This window comes from Neptuniibacter sp., assembly GCF_024231755.1.
Lineage (GTDB): Bacteria > Pseudomonadota > Gammaproteobacteria > Pseudomonadales > Balneatricaceae > Neptuniibacter.
Genome location: NZ_JAAEQH010000056.1, coordinates 1 through 2,993, shown reverse-complemented (window position 1 = coordinate 2,993; position 2,993 = coordinate 1). Strand labels below are relative to the sequence as shown.

The 2,993-nt window shown below is 46.9% G+C and carries 3 protein-coding genes and 1 pseudogene; 2 read left to right on the top strand and 2 right to left on the bottom strand.

Features of this window, described 5'->3' with window-relative positions:
* Together GY843_RS02135 and glnK are read right to left on the bottom strand one after the other, a co-directional pair.
* Positions 1-185: pseudogene (locus GY843_RS02135) on the bottom strand (ammonium transporter); the annotation flags it as partial.
* A 37-nt stretch (positions 186-222) separates the two neighbouring features.
* Positions 223-561, bottom strand: a complete 339-nt coding sequence (glnK, locus tag GY843_RS02130) for a P-II family nitrogen regulator (RefSeq protein ID WP_297306072.1) — start codon at positions 559-561, stop codon at positions 223-225.
* Positions 562-849: 288 nt separating this feature from the next.
* Here glnK and GY843_RS02125 point away from each other — a divergent pair, with 288 nt between their 5' ends.
* Both GY843_RS02125 and GY843_RS02120 read left to right on the top strand, forming a co-directional pair.
* On the top strand, positions 850-1,107 hold the full coding sequence (locus GY843_RS02125; RefSeq protein WP_297306071.1) for an accessory factor UbiK family protein: 258 nt from the start codon (positions 850-852) through the stop codon (positions 1,105-1,107).
* A 13-nt stretch (positions 1,108-1,120) separates the two neighbouring features.
* Positions 1,121-2,764, top strand: a complete 1,644-nt coding sequence (locus tag GY843_RS02120; RefSeq protein WP_297306070.1) for a bifunctional diguanylate cyclase/phosphodiesterase — start codon at positions 1,121-1,123, stop codon at positions 2,762-2,764.
* The last annotated feature ends 229 nt before the right edge of the window (positions 2,765-2,993 follow it).

Below are 2,993 nucleotides of genomic sequence, written 5' to 3'. Positions count from 1 at the left end.
TACAGAGCGATGTTCTTAGTCAGGATCTCGGTAGTGTTTTTAGCGCGTACCAGACCCGCTTCCAGCATGGCAAAGCCTGCTGCCATCCACATTACCAGTGCGCCACACACTAGGAAGTAGAAAGTATCCAGTGCGTATTTAAGCTGGGTTACATCACCAGCTGTAGAGTTTAGTAATTCTTCCATTGGGTTCTCCTCCAGAAGCTAAAAAAGAAATTCTGTTTTAAAGCGCTTCGTCGCCGGATTCGCCTGTACGAATACGAACAACCTGCTCTAGTGGAGTGACGAAGATTTTGCCGTCACCGATTTTGCCAGTCTGAGAAGCTTGGCTGATTGCTTCTACTACCTGGTCTACAATTTCGTCGGACACTGCAGCGTCAACGCGTACTTTTGGAAGGAAGTCCACAACGTACTCTGCACCACGGTACAGTTCAGTGTGACCTTTCTGGCGACCGAATCCTTTCACTTCTGTTACGGTAATACCCTGTACACCGATTTCAGAAAGTGCTTCACGGACATCATCCAGCTTGAATGGTTTGATGACTGCGGAGATCATTTTCATTTTGTTGTCCCCCATTAAGACAAATTCTTATGCTTCAGCATGAAGCGTGTAGCTATAAATCATTATTTCGATTTGCACAGGTAATAGCGAAGCCTATGCCACTTTTTAAAACCTTATTTATTTCAGTGGGTTACGGGTATTTATTTTTTTGTGCTCATTTTTTGTGCAATAAATTGGGGCGGGGTCTAGTGCGTGCACAGTGCTTCTGCACTGTTTTGGTGCTCTATTGAATGCAGGGTTTTTGTTGTTATAGTTGCAGGGCTATCTATCTATTACTTGGAGCGTTAAATGATCAATCCGCAGCTGATCGAAGGTCTTTCTGAACAGTTTTCTCAGTTGATGTCAGGTGAAAGTAAGTTGCCGGGGCAGGATTCCCTTCAGGAGCAGGTAAAGGCTATTCTGCAGGGAACATTCGATCGCCTGGATCTGGTAAGCCGTGAGGAATTTGACGCACAGAAGGCGGTATTGCTACGCACCCGGGAAAAAGTTGAAGCGCTAGAGCAGCAGCTGTTAGAGCTGGAAAAATCATTAGGTGAAAAGGACTGATCAGAGGGTTGTCATGAATATAGGTCAGCAGTTATTCAAAAACTCCCCTCAGGCGATTATGGTCACTGACCGGGATAACAATATTATCCAAGTAAATGACGCCTTTGAGAAAATTACCGGCTACACCTTTGCTGAGGTTGCGGGTGAAAATCCGCGCCTTTTAGGTGCAGGGCACCTTAATGAACGCTTCTATGAAGACCTTTGGCTGCATCTGAGCAGCGAGGGACACTGGCAGGGGGAGCTGTGGAACAGGCATAAAGATGGTGGGGTTTACCCAGCCTGGTTCAATATGCTGAATATGACTGACGAGAAAGGTGAGCTTACCGGTCATATAGCGCAGTTTTTTAATATCAGTGAACTAAAGGCAGATATCGAGACCCTGAGTCAGCAGGCTCAATACGACGAACTGACTCATCTACCCAACTGGGATATGTTTCAGGATCTGCTTAGTGCACGGATGAAAAAGTGTGACAAAAGTGGTGAAAAGTTAGCCGTGGTGTTGGTGGATCTGGATCGCTTTAAGTGGATCAACGACAACCTTGGCCGAAATGTGGGTGATAATCTGCTACAAGAAGTCGCGCGTCGCCTGGGTTCAGTTGTGCGTGGTGACGATGCCCTCGCTCGTTTGAGTAGTGATGAGTTTGTCATGATGCTTACATCTGTAGATGGTGTAGAAGCAGCTGTGAAAGTTGCGCAGCGAGTGGTTGAGCAGTTGTCTCATGGCATTTTTGTGGATCATCGAGAGATCTTCATTAGTGGTAGTGTTGGGATCTCTATCTACCCTGGACACGGGGATCGTGCCAAAGACCTGGTTAAAAAGGCCGATGTAGCTATGTATGCGGCCAAACAAAGTGGTCGAAATACCTTCCGTGTCTACAGCGACTTAATGGAACGCAGCAAAGGTCCTCAGATTCTGCGTGAAGAAGATCTGACCAAGGCGCTTGTTAGCGGCGAGATTCAGATGACCTATCTACCGGTCTATAGCATCTATAGTCATCAGGTGGTGGCGGTACATGCCCGACCGAGCTGGAATCATGAAGAGTTGGGTTTGATTCCATTTGCAGAATTTTCTGGTTTACTACAGAGCCCAGAGTCGTTGGATCACTATGAACAGTGGTTGGATCAGGAGCTGGGTGGCTTACAGATAGTTTGGGAGCGTTTCCCTGGCTTACGTTTTATCTCTTTCCGTCTGGAAGCGCAGCAACTGCAGAGTAAGGCTGCTATCCAACGCTGGGTCGCTCAACTAACCCAGTACCAGTTGGCGGGTCGGATGATGGTCGATGTTGACCTGCGCACCGCTCTTGAAAAAGAGGGAGCGCTATTTGATCTACTGACAACGGAAGCCTTGTTGTCAGTCAGCGGTTTTGCCCACCAGAGCCCTCATATAGACCAATTGAAAGAGATTCACCCGGATATCATCAAGTTGGATGCAGAACTGATTACTACTATGGGTAGCGATGAAGGACGTCAGAAGATTGTTGATGTAGTGATGGATCTAGCAGAACGCCTAGAAATCGAAGTGATGGCCGATGGTGTCACCTCTGCTGGCCAGCGTGGTCAGTTGATGGGGCAAGGTTGTATGTTGATGCAGGGGCGCTATTTTGGTTCGCCGTTGAGCCTAGAGCAGTTGCTGGATCATCTTGCGGTAGAGCATTAGACTAGGGCCTGTTAACACTAATTTATTCATCCCTGTTGAGACTAGAAAAGCGTCAATCTAGGCAAGAGGAGAGAATTTAGTGGTTCTAAATGAACGACGAGTAACAACGAGTGGCGCTTTTATAGCCTCAATCCGAAGGACTGGGGCCATTTATGCCCTCAACTTCGTTATTATTCGCTTATTTAGAATAACTAAACTACGCTCATGCTGCCTTGTTGAGAACAAAAAT

Coding starts and splice junctions, on each gene's coding strand:
- glnK (WP_297306072.1), bottom strand. CDS start 561: ATGAAAATGATCTCCGCAGTCATCAAACCATTCAAGCTGGATGATGTC.
- GY843_RS02125 (WP_297306071.1), top strand. CDS start 850: ATGATCAATCCGCAGCTGATCGAAGGTCTTTCTGAACAGTTTTCTCAG.
- GY843_RS02120 (WP_297306070.1), top strand. CDS start 1,121: ATGAATATAGGTCAGCAGTTATTCAAAAACTCCCCTCAGGCGATTATG.